The following is a 17974-nucleotide window of genomic DNA, read 5'->3' on the forward strand; positions in this document are numbered from 1 at the left end:
TTATATAAAAATACACTTTAAGTTGATGGATGTGTGGCGGGACCCCAATAAAAAAATGAAACCCGTTAGGGGTTTATTTGATATGCAGAATTTCCAATAATCTACACTGATTTTTTAGAAAAAGAAAAAAGCCATTTTTGAAAATGACTTTTATTAACCTTAGCTTGATAGCGATGTGCTGTGCCCCAAAAAAAGTTTTATGCTAATCTATTTCTTCGCATCTTTCATGCTATAATACCCGAAATTAATCACAATTAAGAAATAACCACCCATAATTCCGGAAGCAAATGTCCATATGACACTATGGTGTTCAATCTCATACATAATAATCGCACCGAGTATCGCTGCTGCAAACCGATTAATCATACCAAGCGTCGGTGTTTTTGTTTTTTTTACAATGCTATCTCCAAACTTTTCAATACGCCTTCCTAAAATCCAAACACAATACATACTAACAAGCAAGCCAATGCTTGCACCTAAAAAATGGGGCGAAAAAGGCGTCATAATCCATCCTAATAACATCGCGCCTAGCAAATAATACATTTGTATTTTAAATGCCCTTAGTGCCATACGAATCATGCTGTACTCCTTTACCTTTCTCATTGAGACTTTATTACTATTTAGGCTCAAGGGTCTTCTTTTTTTCTTCCAGTATAATTTGATTTATTTTAATTAAGGTATCGGTCATTTGCTGCAAGGCTTCGATATCAATTTTAGAGAAGTATTTCTCAATAAGTAAATCATCTAGCTGAGACAATCGTTCTATATACTTGCTACCGTTAGGACCAAGTGTAAGGAAATACTCACGTTTATTGTTAGGATTTACGTGTTTCGAAATCATATTATGTTTCTCCAATTTAGATAAAACTTGGCTGACAGCACTTTTGGATATATTAAAAGTGGTCGCAATACTGTTAGCTGTAGTATTCTTATTTAAATTAATATAGATTATCATGTTCTCTTGCTGCGCTGTAAGACCAAACTCATTCTTTAACTCCTGAGATAGTAAAATGTTTAATTCATTGTAGGCTCGGTTCATGTCGGTAATTACTTCTTTATAAGAACTAGTCATATTATTCTTCCTCCAATCATTCTGTTATTTCATTGTACGCCGTTTTTCCGTTTCGACATATAGTTAAGTTTAGTTAACTTAACTATATGGTATCTTTATGTTAGTGTAAAGGAAAAAGTAAGCAAATTTGTTTTGATTACTTTTTTCGGAATTATAATAAAGGGGAAATTAGACGCATTAGGGATTCCAGTATTCGTTTTCGAATACTACGTTTTTGAAATGATTTCCATCGAATTTCAGACGAATGGTTAAAGTCCTCTTCAAAATCACGTTTAATATCAAGAACTGTCTTAGATTCATAAAGTACGCTAATGATTTCATAATTTAGTTCAAAGCTACGGACATCCATATTTGCTGTGCCAATTGTTGCAATTTCATCATCTACAAGTACAATTTTAGCGTGCACAAAACCATCTTTATAGCTGTAAATTGAAGCACCGGCTTTTAGAAGTGGTGTGAAGTATGATTGAGATGCTAGATCACTAATAATTCTATCTCTCTTACCTGGATATAGAATACGGACATCTATTCCAGCCATTGCACTTAAACGTAGTAATGTTAATGTTTCTTGGTCCGGAATGAAATAAGGTGTTGCGATCCAAATTGCTTTCTTAGCAGAACCTATAACAGCAAGTAAAGTATTACGAATGTTTGTATCATCTGAACTTGGTCCGCTTGCTACAATTTGAACAGCACCTTCTGCATGAGGATTTTCTCTACCTGGAAAGTACTTTGTATTCATAAATTGATTCCAAGAATAAGTATTAAGACTACTAGAGGTATAGAGCCAATCCTCAAGGAATACTGCTTGTAATTTGTACAATGCCTTTCCTTCTATTCTTAAGTGGCTATCACGCCAAATTGGGAATTTTTTAGAACGACCAAGATACTCATCTCCAACGTTGAGCCCACCTGTAAAACCAATCTCTCCATCTACAATGACAATTTTACGATGGTTACGATAATTTACTGTTTCAAGTAGCCATGGCGAACGAATGGGATCAAATGCCACAACCTCAATTCCTGCATCTTTCATGGGTTGTAAGAAACGATTTCGTAATAAATTGCTTCCAATCCCATCATAAAGAAAGCGTACAATTACACCAGATTTTGCTTTCTTTATTAATGCATCTCGAATTTTTGTACCAATTTCATCTGCTCGATAAATAAAGTATTGAATATGTATATGATGTGTAGCATTTTCAATAGCTTGTATAATGTTTGTAAATGTTTGATCCCCATTTGTTAAGAGTTTTGTTGTGGTATTATTGGCAACAGGACAGCCACCGAATTTTTGTACAACCTGTGTTAAATAAGTAGAGCGCTCACTTAATGAGGAAGTGAATGATAAATTTAGGCGTTTTCCTTCTAAAATCTCACGGAATAATTTTCTTTGCTCTTCTGAACGATGTAGATGCTTCTTTCTTCTCCAACGACTTCGGCCAAAAAGAGAGTACAAAAGTACACCAACAATAGGAAGAAGTGCTAATACTAAAAACCATGCTAAAGTACTTTGTGGGGAACGGTTTTCGATAAAAATAATGAAGGCAATTCCTACTATTGTGATAGACCATAGTATGTCGACAAAGTTGTATAGTGAGATAATGGATGTATTCAACAGAAAGAGAACGATAGAGACAAGTGTAAATACAAATAATAATTGAACTTTAGGATTTTTCATCTTTATAAAATTCACCTATTCTTTCTTAAATATAGGATTCGTATATGGAAGCTGTAACCTAACATTTCTATTAGGGATAATCATAGGGTTGGTGCTTTAGTCCGTCATATCATTTACATAAAATGTAATGGATTAATAAATTATGGCGTTTCTAAGACTCGTTTCTTCAAGTTTTCGCTAATGTATCATTCAATAAATAGAATTTTGTACTATTCCATTTCCTTTTAATGATGCTGAATAAATTCGAGCGCATGAAAGCCAAAGAGATACAAGGGATTTCCCTTGTATCTTTTTGACTATAGATTTACTTCCTCTATACTGACGCAGTAGATATAGAACCTTTTTGTTTATCTTTTTTGAATACAGACAGTACCATAATTATAAGAGATACAAGTCCAAGAAGCCCCATCATCTGAACATATGAGCCTATCCTGTAGCCGCCAAAGAAGAAGCTGCTACGAAATGCTTCTACACTGTACTTAAAAGGAGTCCAAGAATACAACCAATGTTTTGTCACATCAGGAAGAAATTCGTGTGCCAGTGATAAGACTGGCATGGAAAAGAAGAAGACTACCATTAATATTGGTACCCCGACACGCCCAATCCAGTTGAGTACTGCACTTTGCAGAAGGAAGAACATGAAACCAAAGAAAAGTAACAATAAGAAAATTTCTCCTGCGTTCGGTATATATACATCGAGTATAGTATGAGCAATGAAAAGGGTTAAACTTGCAATTACTATCATGAAAACAGAACCTGCCAGGATCTGTGATAAAACTGATTTTCCTGTAACGCGTCCGTTTGTAAACTTTTGGACAGCTATAAATAAGACTAAGGAACTGATAAGAGTAGTAATCCATAAGATTTGTGTCAGCATAATAGGAATATTTCCATTACCTGTATGTGCTTGAACTGGATGAATCAACTCCGTTTTAACAATAAATGGGCTTGCTAATAACTTTGCCTGTTCAGTTGTTAGTGTCATATTTCTTTGTGAAAGCTGATCAAGCAAGGTATTACGGATATTTTCGTTTATCCCTCCAATGAGCTTATCAATCATTTGGCTCGAAACCATTGCGGCATTGTAGTTCATTCCTTGATTCACCAAGACTTGCACTTCAGTTTGTTGTCCCTTAGGTGTGGTTAGCGATACAAGTTGCTGGGACATTTCTGGTGGAAACATAATGGCAGCGTAATACTTCTTATCCTTCATCCCTTGCAATACATCTTCTTGTGTTTGTAAGAACGTCCATTTAACTTGGCTTTGCTTATTTTGCAGAATTTGCTTTTTTATTTCATCTCCTAAATTTACACTTCCTTGTCCTGGTAAGTTCACACCTGTATCCTGTATTACTATAGCGATCGGTAAGTCTTTAGGTACAGGATTAACAGTTGATCCCATAAAAGCAAAACTAGCGATGGTAACAGCAACCATAATGCCTAACAAGCCACCTAGAACCATCTTTTGTTTGAAAAATTGCTTTATTGTAAGCATTTAAAATTATTCCTCCTAGTATTTATTTAACGAAATGTTAGATAACAAACAATGTGTAGTTTATAATAAACGCATGTTGTTTATAGTGTAATTATATCGTTTTTACTAAACAATTCAATTTACAGTTAAGGCATGAATGTACGATAAAAAACAAAAGAATGAAATCTGTTGTTTATAATGACAATAACGAACAGGGAGGTATAAGGTGTTGAAAAAAGCGGATCTGCGTATTCGGACAAAGAAATTTATACTATGATGCTTTTATTAAACTGATAGGGGGAAAAGGGATACGATGCTATTACCATTCAAGATATCACAGATGAGGCACTTATTAATCGGGCGACATATAGGGAAAAAGAAGCTAATTTAACTTTTAGATTAGCTTCTTTTGTAATATTAAACTAAGTTTAATACAGTTACTTTTTCACGTGTCATAGACTCAAGGCTCTTACGAATACCTTGCGCGCCCATACCTGAACCTTTTACACCGATGAATGGGAAGTGGTCAGGACCGCGCTCTGTGCGTCCGTTAATTTGAACAGAACCAGTGTCGATTTTGTTCGCAATTGCAAATGCTTTGTTAATATCTTTTGTGAAGACACTTGCTTGCAGACCGAACTCTGATTTGTTCTCAATTTCAATTGCTTGTTCATCAGAAGAAACACGGATAATTGGAAGGATTGGGCCAAATGGCTCTTCCCAAGCAACTTTCATTTCTTCTGTTACGTGGTCGATTAATGTTGGATAAATTAAGTTACGCTCACGTTTGTTACCGATAACGATCGTAGCACCTTTTTCTACAGCATCGTCAACTAAACCTTGAACGAAGTCAGCAGATTTATCGTCGATTAATGGAACGATTGTGCTGTCTTGTTCTGGAGATCCAACTGATAGTTCAGCTACTTGCTCTTTTAATAAGCCAACAAGCTCGTCTGCTACGTTTTCGTGTACAAGTACACGTTTAATAGCTGTACAACGTTGACCAGAGTAAGAGAATGCACCGCTTACGATATGGTTTGCAGCGTCTTGTAAGTCAGCATCTTCACGAACGATACCATATTGATGCTAGGATGTTCTACTAAGTAGTCACCAATTACAGAACCGCGTCCTGTAGCTACGTTTACAAGACCTTTTGGAAGGCCAGCTTTATGAAGTGCTTCAACCATTTTAATACCGCTAATTGCACCTTGAGTTGCTGGTTTGAAAATAACAGCGTTACCCATAATAAGTGCTGGTACAAGTTTTGCAGCAGCTAAGTTTACTGGATAGTTAAATGGTGCGATTGCTAATACAACACCAAGTGGTGCGCGTTGGATAATCGCAAGTTTAGATTTCGTTCCGCCTGGGAAGCTATCGCCCATCATGCTTTCTCCGTGCATATGAAGAGCTTCTTCGATCGTGTAACGAATGAAGTCAGCTGTACGAACAACTTCTTTCTTCGCATCTTTATATCCTTTACCGACTTCTTTCATAATGATATCGGCAATTTCATCTTGCATATTTACGAGCTCATCAGCCCATTTATATAAATATTTTGCGCGATCTTGTAGAGAAGCTTCAGCCTATGATTTTTGAGCTTCTTTTGCAGATGCAATTGCTTCATCTACTTCTCCGCGAGTGATTGCTTGTACTTGCCCGATTACTTCGTGTAAGTATGGAGATGAAATTTCGGTTGTTTCTCCTGAAGAGCTTTCTCTCCATTCTCCGTTTATATAAAATTTGTACGTATTCTTAGTTGTCATGATTTATCCTCCTAAAATAGTAAAATATTAATTGGGCGTTTTTGCCCACCCCTTTTTAATGGGATGGGCAAAAACGCCCAAATTTAGATTCCAGCCCAAACATCTTTTCCGTATCGTCCTTCATGTTGTAACTGATTCAACCAATTTCTTGCTTCTTGTTCACTGACTTCATGAATTTCTTGATATGCATGACAAAGAGTATCTTCTACATCCGGAGCCATTCGGCTCCCATCACCACATATATAAAGGTGGGCACCGCTATCTAATAACGAAATTAAATTAGCTCCATCTTGTTTCATTAAATGCTGTACATATGTTTTCGGATGTCCTTCCGAGCGAGAAAAAGCTGTGTGTAAAGATATTAAGCCATCTTTTTCATCATTTTCTAGTTCTGTACGATAGAGATAATCTTTTTCAGGATGACGACAACCGAAATACAGATGCGCTTCCCCTAAGTTAACCCCTTTTTGTTTTTGAACACGACGCGTTTGTAAGAATCCACGGAATGGTGCAACTCCAGTGCCTGGTCCAACCATGATAATTGGTGTTTCTGGGTCTTCAGGTAACTGAAAACGGGATTCTGGTGTTTTAATAAAACAAGTAATCTCATCTTCATTGTGACATTGGGCTAAATAATTAGAAGCGACACCTTTATATTCTCCTTGTCCACTCCATGCAGGTTCACTAACAACACCGACCGTAATGCTTAGACGATCTTGTGCAACAAGTGGAGAGCTTGAAATAGAATAGTAACGCGGTTTGAGCATAGGGAGAAGTTCTAAAAATCGCTCAAATGGGATTTCACACGCTTCATACTTTTCAAGAAGATCCAACATTGAAATGCGCTTCTTTAGTATTTGCTCCTTATAAACTCCATCTTCCAATAATGCTTCCAACTCATATTTATGGGGAGGACAAACTGTACATGTTGCCAATTCCCGTATTTGTGCTCGAGTTGCTGCTTCTTGAATCTCAACGTTATAGCTAAGAAGATCAAATAAACTAACAGGACGGTCCACAGGAAGATGAGCTGAACTGCTTCCACTTGCACTCAGTATGACTTGATCCTTCCCGTTTAATTTAAAACGTTTTAAAATGCGCCTTACATTTTTTCGGCTATTACTTGGCAGTACTCCAAGGTGATCTCCTACTTGATAAGTAACTCCTTCCGGCAAGGCTATCTCAATATGCCGAGTGCTTCGCTCACTTTCAGGTAACTGAAGCTCCCGGTTAGCAATCACCGTTGCATAAACAGCTTCGTTATTTTGAGCAACCGGATTAGCGGGGGAGCCTGAAATCAATTGAACGGAAAGCGATGCTTGATGAGACAATGTTTCTGCTCCTTCTTTCATCTTTAGGCCAAATGCATTCGAGACATCCTTCCACATGTTCTTTTGCCATTGAGCAAAATCATTCTCGAAATCTCCTCCAGCGTCAGCTTCTCCTCTTGCGGTATAACTTATAGCACCTTTCTGTTCAAGCTCTTTGTCAATGAATTTCGGAACACTCTGGTAAGTATTCTCCCAATTTCGATCTCCGCAACCAAAAACTGCATACTTGACTCCTGTGCATTCCTCTGCACTTGTTTGTTCCAGCCATTTTACAAACTGAGCGGCATTTTCAGGAGGTTGACCATTATATGAAGAAGTTACAATGAGTACCGCACCTTCTTTAGGTAACTTTCCGATATAATCATTCAATGTTCCCACATCGCTCTGGAAGCCTAGTAACCTTGCATGGTCTGCGAGCTTCCTAGCAAACTCTTCCGCTCTTCCTAGATTTGAACCATATAATACAAGTAGAGGTACGTTTTCAGCACCTTCCAGTGCTTCGTGTTTTGAATATTGGGAAATCTCTTTCTCCGTTTCATCATCCAACGGAAGATTCAGTAAAGATGCGACTGCCTTTCCTTCTCTTAATTTAACTCTAATTCTGAAGTTTTCTGGTTTTATGGTCAATGATTGTTTAATCTTCAACTGATAGTTTTCAGAATCAATTAATTCAAACTTTTGAAGAATCATTCCAAGCACCAGCGTAGCTTCATAAAGTGCGAACTGCATACCGATACAAGCACGCTGACCATTCCCAAATGGTTTATATGCATGATTTGGTACTTTGGAAGGATCTGCGAAACGTTCCGGACGGAATTCTTCTGCATCCTCTCCCCAAACTGCTTTATCCCGATGAAGTGCGGGAAGAAGCACGGTAAAACCTTCACCTTTTTTCACATGATACTGTCCGCCGATTATAGTATCCTCCTTTGGATACACATCAAAAGATGGAGCGGTCGGCCATAACCGTATGGCTTCGTTTAGAATCATGCGAATGTATTTGAGGTTTAGCACTTGTTTATAAGATGGAGTGGAATCACCGAGAACTTGATCCACTTCTTCGTATGCTTTCTTCAGAACTTCCGGATGTTTCAGTAAAAAATAAGTCGTAAAGGATAATAAACCACTTGTTGTTTCATGCCCAGCAATTAAGAAGGTAATAATTTGGTATCGGATATTCTCATCATCCAACACTTCCCCGGTCTCAGGGTCTTTACTGTTTAACATGCGGGCTAGCAGATCTATCTCTCCATTATTTCCATTAGCCTTCCGCTCTTTAATAATTTTATCTACTAACGAAAACATGCTTTGTATATCATCTTGGAATTGTCTGTTTTTTCTAACCATCAGAGTATCCATGCCCCTCGAGCGGGCAACTTTATGCATAGCTTCGTCAAGTGCACGTACCATGCTGTCGATAAATGGATCATGTTTTTCTTTATAAAAACTATTAAATCGGTAGTTAAAGCCACAAAGACCGATCGTATCCAAAGTAAGGCGAGTCATGTCTCCCGGTACATCGATATGATCACTATCGTGATTCAACCGAGCCCATTTCTGAATCAGCTGTGAAGCGATGTCTAACATCATAGTATGATAGCCCTTCATGGCTTGTTGGCTGAATGTTGGCAGCAATATATTATGGGCTTTTCGCCAGTTTGGCTCCGATGTTTTACTTGTAAACAGACCGTCTCCTGTAAATTCACGTACATGCACCATATCATTTGCGACATGTTTATCAAAACGATTGATATCACAGACTTCCGTTACAAGTTTGTGGTCAGAGATACATATTGTTTTAAAACCTGGAGCGGTCAACCGAAATATTGGTCCATATTCTTTCGCCATCTCACAAAAAGAAATAGTAGGTTGACTCATGTCGAATAGAGGGTAGTTGCCCAGTGGTCCATATGTTTTGGGTTGTGGAATAATGCTTGTTTGTTCTTCTCTCATGTTCATCCTCCTAGTATTCGTTCAACAAAAAGATAGATAACGAACAACGTGTAGTTTATAATAAATGTATGTTGTCTATAGTGTGATTATATCGTTTTTACTAAACAATTCAATTTACATTTAAGGCATGAATGTACGATAAAAAACAAAAGAATGAAATCTGTTGTTTATAATGACAATAACGAACAGGGAGGTATAAGGTGTTGAAAAAAGCGGATCTGCGGATTATTCGGACAAAGAAATTTATATATGATGCTTTTATTAAACTGATAGCGGAAAAGGGATACGATGCTATTACCATTCAAGACATCACAGATGAGGCACTCATTAATCGGGCGACATTTTACTCACATTACAGGGATAAACAAGATTTGTTAACAAAGCTTAGTGAAAATGTACTAGGAGAATTGACAAGTAAGATGGTCCTATATACTCATGTGCAGGGACAGCAAATAGATTTTTCGGAATTCGAGGGGATTTTACAATCCATATTTGAGTGTATATTAAAACATGCAGACTTTTATAAAAGCATGCTTGGCCCTCATGGCATTCATGATTTTAACCTAAAAATGCAGCAGACTATTATGGATAATCTTGAACAAAATTTCATTGAGCTTAAAATTGAAGACCATGACTTAGATATTCCAAAGGATATGGTATTCCATTTCATCACTTCCTGTGTTGTTGGGATGGCAATTTGGTGGCTTCAAAATGACATGAAATATTCACCGAAATATACTGCAAAACAATTAGTGAAGCTTATGACTAAAGGACCCTTGTGTGCAGTGGGTTTTACTTTGTTTAATGAGGGCTAGAAGGAGCAACTGTGCCGGGAAGTGCAAAGCGGTTTCTAATAAATATATTAAAGAAGAAACACGAAGTTTTTTACTTCTGTGTTTCTTCAAATTTTCGCCAATGGATTGCTCGATAAAGAGTACGGTTCTGTTGCGAAGTTTTGTTAAGGTTAAGTGGTGCCAACAAAAAGTTGTACATTTTATGCGATTGTTAGTAGCTCCTGTAATTCATTGTATGTCGAAAAACCGAAGTCTGAGCCAAGACTTCGGTTTCGTTTATATAAAGCATGAATAGTTTCGATGCCTTTCAAGGTACGGGAAGCGTGGCGAAGATTTTGAAATCCTGCGGATTTGGAAAAACGTCGCTTCACATGTCTATGGTCCTGTTCAATGAGATTGTTCAAATGCTTGATTGTACAATGAGTTGTATTTATATAAAAGCCTTGTTCTCTTAATTTGTTAAATGCGCAAAGTAATGCTGGTGCTTTGTCTGTAGTGAGAACCGCTGGTTCTCCAAACGTTTTGACCAATCTTTTCATAAAGGCATAGGCAGCCTGATGATCCCGTTTTTTACGAAGTTGAATATCCAATGTGTGCCCGTCTTTATCAATTGCACGATATAAATAACACCATTTTCCTTTGACTTTTATATAGGTTTCATCTAGTTTCCAAGATAATTGAACGTTTTTATTTTTCTTCTTCCAAATTTGATAGATAAGATTTCCATATTCATGAACCCAGCGCATGATGGTTGTTGGGTGAACCGAAACACCACGCTCTTTCAAGATTTCAGATACATCACGATAGCTTAAAGAAAAACGACAATAGTAGCCGACGGCTACCAAAATAATATCCTTTTTAAACTGTTTTCCTTTAAAATACCCCATATATCATTCTCCTGCTCACACTTTTTCTACAGGTTATCTCAGTTTAGAAATCTTTGCAACAGAACCATTATGGCTATCACAGTAGGAAAAGACCTGACATATATCAGGTCTTTTTTATGTCTTATTCTATACCAACTGCATCATAAGCCTTCGTTACAGCTTGTACTTCTTTTGAGTTTTTACCGTATAAATCTTCTGCAGCTTGGAGTGCAGCTTGACGCATCATTTTAAAGTTAGATTTCGCAGTTAAGTATTTTGTAAGAGCACGATAGTAAATCTTCTCCGTAGCTTCGCGTCCTACGCCATTTACTTCCACCCCATAATGCCAGCCACCCTCTGACAGTAAATATGCTGCTTTATTATTGATACTACTGTTAATATGAACACCACCATTATCATATGGACCAGAGTAATAGTTTCTGTAATGATCTGGATACCCTACAGTTGGATCTAAAGGGTTTGGAATAGAAGATGGATCACTTAAAGAACGCATTGCATCCCCTGCTATATCCGGTGTATAAATATCTTCTCCCACATCCCAATCATCTCGGTCTACCATCGCACCGAAAATATCTGAAAATGATTCGTTTAATGCACCTGATTCATCTTGATACTCTAAATTTGCTGTATGCTCTGTTACTGCATGCGTTAACTCATGAGCAACAACATCTAAGCCCGCAGAAAATGGAATAAACATTTTTCCATCTCCATCACCATACGCCATATACACACCATTCCATACAGCGTTATTCCAATCTTCCCCTACGTGAACAACAGAACGTAACTTTGCTCCTTTGTCATCATAGGAATTACGATTAAATGTTTTCTTATAATAGTCGTATACTTTTTCTGCATTTGCATGCGCATCAACACCTGCTTTATCTTCAAAAAACTTGAACTTACTTTCAATTTCATAACCCGTATACCCCAACCCTTGTGATGGTAAATCATAAAGTTGTTTGTACAAATTCCTCCAGTCAAACGTATAAATACCGTTTCCACGTTTGCCATCAAATAAATGAAATACACCTATTTTTTCATTTTGAACAATTTCAAATGATTGTTTGTTTCCTAAAACACCATATCCAAAACCGGTAATGTGGTCGGACGCATTATATTTATTAATTACATTTCCATTTGTTGCATCAATAAAATAATGCCAGTAGCCTGGTGCTGGTTTTGAAACAGATGCTTTTACAAGATAGGAAAGATAATATTGTCCATCTTTTTCATATACATACAAATTTTTCTTAATACCATCATAGTTATCTACTTTTCCAATTTCTTTCTCAATACTTACTTTCGTAATATTTACAGCCTCATCTTCTGAAATACTTGCAATTGATGGGATATTTTTATTTTCTAAATTCGGGATAACTTGTCCAAAAAATGCTTTCACATTATTATTTTTATCAAGTGTTACTGTTTGATCAGAGCCGTATACAGGAACACCATTATATTTTTCAATAAGCTTCACATGCGTTGTTTCTGCTTCTAAGTCTGCTTCTTCTCTAACAATTTCAAAATGTTTCTCGATATTTTCTGCTAATTTAAACATGTCTTTCTTACTCTTTAAATACTCAAATACAGTTTCCTTTTTATCTAATCCTTCTGGTGCCTTCCACTCTTCCACAATATAAGATGGTGTTTGAAATTCTTGGTTGTATTGAATCTTTTGCTCTGCTGCATATATACGTGACGTGTCTACTGTCGCGAATATCCCAAAAACCATAGATAAAGCTAATGTTGAAGATAAAACCCTCTTCTTCAAAAAACACCACTCTCCATCCCTATTTTTTCGACACTTTTATATAATTCTAGTGATAATATTACATAGCCTTCTATCAAAAATTTTATAAAATGAAGTCTGAAAATTAAGTTTATTGAATTGTAAAATTCTGATGTAAAGTTCATACAAAAACGCCATCCTTTCCTATGATTCTACAGAAAGAATAGCTTATTTTTTCATTTTAGGGGGAATTTTGTTTTGTTAGCTTGATAGCGATGGGGTAGCACGCACATTTTAACGTTTTTATACGCTAAGGGATTCTCAAAACTCAATAACACGATTTGAATTGAAATTTTGATTTAAAGATGAGTTTTGAGACACTATTTAAGCTCTTTTCAGCACCTTTTACATTGAAATGCATTTGTCTCAAATACCTACGTTATTGAGATTGATGATATTGCTTAGAGTAGTAAAATTAACGTTTTCTCATGTCGAATTTTGCTTAGCGTATATTTTCGTTAAAATGTTGGCGGTACGCCAGGTTTGGGAATAGGAATAGACCTCATCAAAAATAGAAGTAAGATTAATCATGCGTTCTTTCTTCGTTTTTCCCTCTTTGATTTTGAATTCTTTTCTCCTTTTTCGTTTTAGCTTTACTATGGTTTGTGTTTCGAGTTGGAGTAGATCACTTACGCGTAGTCCCGTATGGATACCGATAAGAAAGAGAATATAGTCTCGTTCGGAACAATGACGTTTGAGGGCCCATTTCATATCTTCGATTTGTTCTTTGTTACGGATGGGTTGGACATCAATGAGATGTGGTTTTTTGTTCATGGATTTATGACCTCTTTATGTATAGTGTTTTGAATGTATACTTTTGTTATGTATTTCGAAGATATCAGGATATTTGTTAAGAAGTCAATGTTTAAGGGGAAATGAAAGTAAACTAATATTTATTAGTTTACTTTCGTTTTAATGAAAAATAAAAAGCACTTTTGATAGTTTCACAAGTGCTTTTCAAGATAGTGTTAACAGGTGTATTTAGCAGTATGATCTTAGGTCTAAAGTAATTATCAATATTAACGATTAGTAAATTGCATCAGTATCTCTTCAGTATGCTCTGCATTTAAGTGATAAATAGTAGAATCTCCTGTACGTCGAATATATGATTCGTTATTATGTCCTTCTATACAAAAAGCCAATATTTCAAATGTAATCTTTTCTCCATTATCTAATGAAAACTTAATAGTACGCTGGGAAATATTAGAAGAATTTTCGAAAATCTTTTTCTTCCAAAAATCTGTTTTTGATACAACCTTTTTTGAACTAGTTAGTTTTTGAAATACATCTTTTGCATCTTGACCATAATCTTTAATAATACCTTCAGCAACCGAATCTGTTTCTAGATATTTTATCTTTGAAATCGTATCAGAAGTTAGTTTTATTTTTTCTGTAGGTTCTATTAAAATAAAATAGATACACACACTTACAAATATAAACAATATTCCTAACACTATTTTTTTCATTTATCTTTTCCTACTTTCTGAAAAAGCTTAATAGGCTATTTTTGAATAAGATATGTTATTCAATTATTGAAAAGGAACGTCGTATATAAACCATGTTTCATTTTTTTTATACATATGGAATTGAATGTCTGTACCTATCCATGGGGGCATATTAATAACTGCGGAATCCTTGTAATCTTCGTTTATTACTACAGATGATCTTGCAAATCTAAAAGATGATAGAATTGTTTCATGAAATTCAGGTGCCTCTTTTAAAAATTGTTTCTTTTCCTTGGTCATTTTTTCATCATTTTTATAGAAAAGATAAGTTGTTTCATAATTTTTTTCTTGTATTGAATGTAAATATAATCTTACTACTGTTTTAGGTTTTTGATCTTTTAGTGTATAAATATCTTGGGATTTTCGTAATTTATCATATAATTTTTGTTCTGTATGATTTAAATCTGCTAAATAAGGTGAAAGAGGAAATACAAACCAAAGAATAATGATTACTAAAATTAATAAACCTATTTTTTTCTTATTCATTAAAAGTCCCTCATTATATACATTGTCAATATACAGATATATTAATATATATAATGCGGTTTTGCTAGGCTTTTTATTACAAATAGATTTTCTTTGTTTGTCTTTTAGTATTTACAGTTTTGAATAAGATTAATTATGTTTCTGAAAGTAAATTTATATTCAAAAGTTTACATTGGGAAAACGTATAGATAATTCTTCAAATGTTTTATGAATTATACAGTCATTGAACTTAAAAAAGAATCCGAAATGTACACAAATAATAAATTTGTTAAAAAATAATAAAGTCTTTTTAAAAATAAAATAGTTATTTAAAAAGATGGTGTGAATTAGAATTTCACACCATCTTTTTATTTAATGCACTGAGTAGCTTTATTTTAGCGCCTTTTTAAATTTGCGTCCAAAAGTAATTACCATACCTGTAAGGACCATCAATACACCTAATGCTGTACTGTTATTTGAACTTGCACCCGTTTTTGGTAGCTGTTTATATGTATCTTCTTTTTTATCAGATGTACTATTGTTTGAGCTATTACTGTTACCATTATCAGAGCCATTGCCATTGTTCGTGTTATTATTACCATTATCAGAGCCACTGCCATTGTTCGTGTTGTTATTACCATTATCAGAGCCACTGCCATTGTTCGTGTTGTTATTACCATTATCAGAGCCACTGCCATTGTTCGTGTTGTTATTACCATTATCAGAGCCATTGCCATTGTTCGTATTGTTATTACCATTATCAGAACCGTTGCCATTGTCCTTATCTTTCACAACCACTTTTTGTGTCATAGTTGATTCATTACCGTCTGAGTCACGAACAAGGAATTTCACTTCGTAAGTACCAACTTTAGAAGTATCTACTTCACCAAAATGGATTACTTTATCAGTAATATCGCCATCTTCTTTATCAATAGCTTTAACCCCAGACATTGGATCAAATTTAACTCCTACATTCATAGTCACTTCAGCAGGTACAGTTAATACTGGTGCTTCACCTTTTGACTCTTCTTTCTCTTTAACCGTTACTGTTTGTTTCTCAGTTACTTTATGACCCTTAGAGTCTGTAACCGTGTAAGTTAACTCATAAGTACCAGCTTTAGAAGTATCTACCTTACCGTCTACTTTTACTTTAGAAGTAATGTCGCCATCTTCTTTATCAATAGCCGATACACCTGCCATTGGATCGAATTTATCTCCCACATTAATCGTTGCTCCAACAGGCACTGTTAATTTCGGTTCCATATCTGGAGTTTCTCCATTTTCCTCCACAATTACAGTCTGTGTAGCTGTTGCATTAACTCCTTGGGAATCGACAACCCCGTACTCTACAATATATTTACCTGGTTTAGACGTATCTACATTGCCTTTATGTTTGACTTTACTTGTTAAATCACCATCTTCTTTATCAAAAGCTTTTACACCTTTCATTGGGTCAAACGTATCACCTACATGTAGTGTAGTTGTAAACGGTACAGTTAACACTGGCATTTCATTTTTTGTTTCTTCTTTCTCTTTAACCGTTACTGTTTGTTTCGCAGTTACTTTATGACTTATAGAGTCTGTAACCGTGTAAGTTAATACGTAAGTACCAGCTTTAGAAGTATCTACTTTACCGTCTACTTTTACTTTAGAAGTAATGTCACCATCTTCTGGATCAATAGCTGATACCTCTGCCATTGGATCAAATGAATCTCCTACATTAATCGTTGTTTTTGCAGGCACTGTTAATTTCGGTTCCATATCTGGAGTTTCTTCATTTTCCACTACATATACATTTCGTACATTTATTGTATTCTCCCCTTGGGAATCGGTAACTCCATACACTATAATGTATCTACCCGGTTTAGAAGTATCTACTTCGCCTGCATAACTTACTTTACTTGTTAAATCACCATCTTCTTTATCAAAAGCTGACACTCCCAACATTGGGTCAAACGTATCACCTACATGTAGTGTATTGAACTCCGGTACAGTTAATACTGGTGCTTCATTTTTTGTTCCTTCCTTCTCTTTAACCGTTACTGTTTGTTTCTCAGTTACTTTAAGACCCTTAGAGTTTATAACCGTGTAAGTTAACTCATAAGTACCTGCTTTAGACGTATCTACTTTACCGTCTACTTTTACTTTAGTAGTAATGTCGCCATCTTCTTTATCAATAGCCGACACCCCTGCCATTGGATCGAATTTATCTCCTACATTAATCGTTGCTTTATAAGGCACTGTTAATGTAGGTTCCATTCTCTCCTTAACCGTTACTGTTTGTTTCGCAGTTACTTTAAGACCCTTAGAGTCTGTAACCGTGTAAGTTAACTCATAAGTGCCTGGTTTAAAAGTATCTACTTTGCCGTCTGCTTTTACTTTAGAAGTAATGTCGCCATCTTCTTTATCAAAAGCTGACACTCCCAACATTGGAACAAATATATTATCTACATATATTGTAATGTGTTCCTGTACAGTTAATACCGGCGCTTGGTTTTCCACAAGTTTTTCTTTCTTGTCTTCTGCTGTTGCTTGTATTGGCTCATTCACTTTCAATGAATCTGTTGTCTGAGCGTTTGCGTTGCTCGCTCCCGCCATCATTGATGTGGCTAATGTTGCCGTTGCTACAAATCCTACTAGTTTTTTTGATTTGGCTGTTTTATTCCCCATTTTTATGCCCCTTCCGCCGCTTGGATTATTAGTATATTTATAATATTCATTACAATTTTAGCATAATATAACCAATATATGTATAATTCGATTGGTGTATATGTAAATATTGGTTCTAATGCAAAAACTTTAAAGCTCTTGCAAGTAATCTCCTAAACTTGGACATACTGATAGTATCACTCTAAAAAAAGGGGTGTGATTGGTATGGAAAAGGAAAATTTGTTTAAATGGAAGCATTATCAGCCGGAACTAATCTTATTAACAGTAAGGTGGTACCTACGGTATAATTTGAGCTTTCGTAACCTGGTAGAAATGATGGAGGAAAGAGGATTATCAATTGCCCACACAACGATTATGCGCTGGGTTCATCAATATAGGCCTCAATTAGAGGGGAAAGTACGACATCATCTTAAATCAACAAACGACTCATGGAGAGTCGATGAAACCTATATTAAAGTAAAAGGGCAATGGATGTATTTATATCGTGCAGTTGATTCAGAAGGGAATACCCTTGATTTTTATCTAAGTAAATCAAGGGTTCTGGTGCAAAAATATTAGTTAGAAACATAGAGTAGCAATTTTCTCTTGAT

General features: G+C 35.6%; 10 protein-coding genes and 6 pseudogenes. 3 read left to right on the top strand and 13 right to left on the bottom strand.

Going from position 1 to position 17974, the window contains the following annotated elements:
* Positions 1-207: 207 nt before the first annotated feature.
* From Y7E_RS0105135 to Y7E_RS0105150, 4 genes are all read right to left on the bottom strand, one after another.
* Positions 208-579, bottom strand: coding sequence for an ATP synthase subunit I (locus tag Y7E_RS0105135; protein ID WP_017150221.1), 372 nt, complete (start codon positions 577-579; stop codon positions 208-210).
* Between the two features lie 37 nt (positions 580-616).
* On the bottom strand, positions 617-1072 hold the full coding sequence (locus Y7E_RS0105140; RefSeq protein WP_016114391.1) for a MarR family winged helix-turn-helix transcriptional regulator: 456 nt from the start codon (positions 1070-1072) through the stop codon (positions 617-619).
* 151 nt (positions 1073-1223) lie between these two features.
* Positions 1224-2753 carry a cardiolipin synthase gene (locus Y7E_RS0105145; RefSeq protein WP_017150222.1) on the bottom strand — a complete coding sequence of 510 codons (1530 nt, stop codon included), beginning with the start codon at positions 2751-2753 and terminating at the stop codon, positions 1224-1226.
* Positions 2754-3066: 313 nt separating this feature from the next.
* Positions 3067-4248: a YhgE/Pip domain-containing protein gene (locus Y7E_RS0105150; RefSeq protein ID WP_017150223.1), complete on the bottom strand. Its 1182-nt coding sequence runs from the start codon at positions 4246-4248 to the stop codon at positions 3067-3069.
* A 205-nt stretch (positions 4249-4453) separates the two neighbouring features.
* On the opposite strand from Y7E_RS0105150, the pseudogene Y7E_RS34195 reads away from it, so the two are divergent.
* Positions 4454-4620: pseudogene (locus Y7E_RS34195) on the top strand (TetR family transcriptional regulator); the annotation flags it as partial.
* A 24-nt stretch (positions 4621-4644) separates the two neighbouring features.
* On the opposite strand, the pseudogene Y7E_RS29100 reads toward Y7E_RS34195, so the two are convergent.
* The 3 pseudogenes from Y7E_RS29100 to Y7E_RS34980 all read right to left on the bottom strand — a co-directional run.
* Positions 4645-5990 (bottom strand): annotated as a pseudogene (locus Y7E_RS29100) (NADP-dependent glyceraldehyde-3-phosphate dehydrogenase).
* 83 nt (positions 5991-6073) lie between these two features.
* A pseudogene (locus Y7E_RS34975) lies at positions 6074-7261 on the bottom strand (NADPH--cytochrome reductase); the annotation flags it as partial.
* Between the two features lie 80 nt (positions 7262-7341).
* A pseudogene (locus tag Y7E_RS34980) lies at positions 7342-9274 on the bottom strand (cytochrome P450); the annotation flags it as partial.
* Positions 9275-9474: 200 nt separating this feature from the next.
* On the opposite strand from Y7E_RS34980, the gene Y7E_RS0105175 reads away from it, so the two are divergent.
* Positions 9475-10089: a TetR/AcrR family transcriptional regulator gene (locus Y7E_RS0105175; protein ID WP_017150225.1), complete on the top strand. Its 615-nt coding sequence runs from the start codon at positions 9475-9477 to the stop codon at positions 10087-10089.
* A gap of 179 nt (positions 10090-10268) precedes the next feature.
* Here Y7E_RS0105175 and Y7E_RS0105180 read toward each other — a convergent pair whose 3' ends face one another.
* The 6 genes and pseudogenes from Y7E_RS0105180 to Y7E_RS0105210 all read right to left on the bottom strand — a co-directional run bounded on the left by Y7E_RS0105180 (position 10269) and on the right by Y7E_RS0105210 (position 17384).
* Positions 10269-10955, bottom strand: coding sequence for an IS6 family transposase (locus Y7E_RS0105180; RefSeq protein WP_017150226.1), 687 nt, complete (start codon positions 10953-10955; stop codon positions 10269-10271).
* A gap of 121 nt (positions 10956-11076) precedes the next feature.
* The gene (locus Y7E_RS0105185; protein ID WP_017150227.1) at positions 11077-12726 is read right to left on the bottom strand and encodes a M4 family metallopeptidase; all 1650 of its coding nucleotides are present in this window, start codon (positions 12724-12726) and stop codon (positions 11077-11079) included.
* Positions 12727-13215: 489 nt separating this feature from the next.
* Positions 13216-13518: pseudogene (locus Y7E_RS29105) on the bottom strand (tyrosine-type recombinase/integrase); the annotation flags it as partial.
* Positions 13519-13763: 245 nt separating this feature from the next.
* On the bottom strand, positions 13764-14210 hold the full coding sequence (locus tag Y7E_RS0105200; protein WP_017150230.1) for a hypothetical protein: 447 nt from the start codon (positions 14208-14210) through the stop codon (positions 13764-13766).
* Between the two features lie 63 nt (positions 14211-14273).
* Positions 14274-14735: a hypothetical protein gene (locus tag Y7E_RS0105205; protein WP_017150231.1), complete on the bottom strand. Its 462-nt coding sequence runs from the start codon at positions 14733-14735 to the stop codon at positions 14274-14276.
* A 369-nt stretch (positions 14736-15104) separates the two neighbouring features.
* Positions 15105-17384, bottom strand: coding sequence for an immunoglobulin-like domain-containing protein (locus tag Y7E_RS0105210; RefSeq protein ID WP_017150232.1), 2280 nt, complete (start codon positions 17382-17384; stop codon positions 15105-15107).
* 204 nt (positions 17385-17588) lie between these two features.
* Here Y7E_RS0105210 and Y7E_RS0105215 point away from each other — a divergent pair.
* A pseudogene (locus Y7E_RS0105215) lies at positions 17589-17921 on the top strand (IS6 family transposase); the annotation flags it as partial.
* Between the last annotated feature and the right edge of the window lie 53 nt (positions 17922-17974).

The sequence above is a fragment of the Bacillus bingmayongensis genome (genome assembly GCF_000299035.1).
Taxonomy (GTDB): domain Bacteria; phylum Bacillota; class Bacilli; order Bacillales; family Bacillaceae_G; genus Bacillus_A; species Bacillus_A bingmayongensis.